Origin of the sequence: Janthinobacterium sp. FT14W, assembly GCF_009208755.1 — a bacterium.
In the GTDB taxonomy this organism is placed as follows: Bacteria; Pseudomonadota; Gammaproteobacteria; order Burkholderiales; family Burkholderiaceae_D; genus Janthinobacterium; species Janthinobacterium violaceinigrum.
On record NZ_WFLL01000105.1, the window covers coordinates 1 to 1,466 of the forward strand.

Annotated in this window: 2 tRNA genes and 2 rRNA genes; all 4 read left to right on the top strand. The window is 49.9% G+C overall.

Annotated features, from left to right (window positions below):
• Window positions 1-219, top strand: a 16S ribosomal RNA gene (locus GCN74_RS28145); the annotation flags it as partial.
• 100 nt (window positions 220-319) lie between these two features.
• Window positions 320-396: transfer RNA gene (locus GCN74_RS28150), tRNA-Ile, on the top strand.
• 24 nt (window positions 397-420) lie between these two features.
• Window positions 421-496: transfer RNA gene (locus tag GCN74_RS28155), tRNA-Ala, on the top strand.
• A 236-nt stretch (window positions 497-732) separates the two neighbouring features.
• Window positions 733-1,466: ribosomal RNA gene (locus GCN74_RS28160) — 23S ribosomal RNA — on the top strand; the annotation flags it as partial.

Genomic DNA, 1,466 nt, shown 5'->3' on the forward strand with positions numbered 1-1,466 from the left:
ACTGCATGAAGTTGGAATCGCTAGTAATCGCGGATCAGCATGTCGCGGTGAATACGTTCCCGGGTCTTGTACACACCGCCCGTCACACCATGGGAGCGGGTTTTACCAGAAGTAGGTAGCTTAACCGTAAGGAGGGCGCTTACCACGGTAGGATTCGTGACTGGGGTGAAGTCGTAACAAGGTAGCCGTATCGGAAGGTGCGGCTGGATCACCTCCTTTCTAGAGTTTGCACGAGCCGGGTAACTGGTTCACGCATCAAATGTTCACACTTATCGGCTGTTAGTCAAAGAAGAAACAGTAGTCGTAGTAGCACCGCGTTGGGGCTGTAGCTCAGCTGGTTAGAGCACCGTGTTGATAACGCGGGGGTCGTTGGTTCGAGTCCAACCAGCCCTACCAGTAACACCCGAGTCGTAAATTCCCGGGGGATTAGCTCAGCTGGGAGAGCACCTGCTTTGCAAGCAGGGGGTCGTCGGTTCGATCCCGTCATCCTCCACCATTACTTTGAAAGTGCAAACGTAAGCCGGTCAGGTTTAGGTTTGATCTTTTAGCGATCAAAGCTGTTTCGTTCTTTAACAATCTGGAAGAAGTAAAGATTATTTATTGATCGGTTTATCGTAAAACATAAATCGATGGGTAATGATTGTATGTATCAACAAACAAGCAACAGCGTTGTACTTTCTTATCCCTGTAGCGCTCTTTGATGACTTCGGTTATCAGAGGCTAACGTTATAGGGACAAGCGAATAAGTGCACATGGTGGATGCCTTGGCGATTACAGGCGATGAAGGACGTAGTAGCTTGCGATAAGCTGCGGGGAGTGAGCAAACACACTTTGATCCGCAGATTTCCGAATGGGGCAACCCACCCTTTTAGGGTATTGCATACTGAATACATAGGTATGCAAGGCGAACGCGGCGAACTGAAACATCTAAGTAGCTGCAGGAAAAGAAATCAACCGAGATTCCCAAAGTAGCGGCGAGCGAAATGGGAAGAGCCTGTACGTGATAGTCGGACCGATAACAGAATCCTCTGGAAATAGGAGCCATAGTGGGTGATAGCCCCGTATGTGAAATCGGACCGGTGGTACTAAGCGTACGACAAGTAGGGCGGGACACGTGACATCCTGTCTGAATATGGGGGGACCATCCTCCAAGGCTAAATACTCGTAATCGACCGATAGTGAACCAGTACCGTGAGGGAAAGGCGAAAAGAACCCCGGAAGGGGAGTGAAATAGATCCTGAAACCGTGTGCATACAAACAGTAGGAGCGGACTTGTTCCGTGACTGCGTACCTTTTGTATAATGGGTCAGCGACTTACATTCAGTGGCAAGGTTAACCAGATAGGGAAGCCGTAGAGAAATCGAGTCCGAATAGGGCGATCAGTCGCTGGGTGTAGACCCGAAACCAAGTGATCTACTCATGGCCAGGATGAAGGTGCGGTAACACGCCCTGGAGGTCCGAACCCA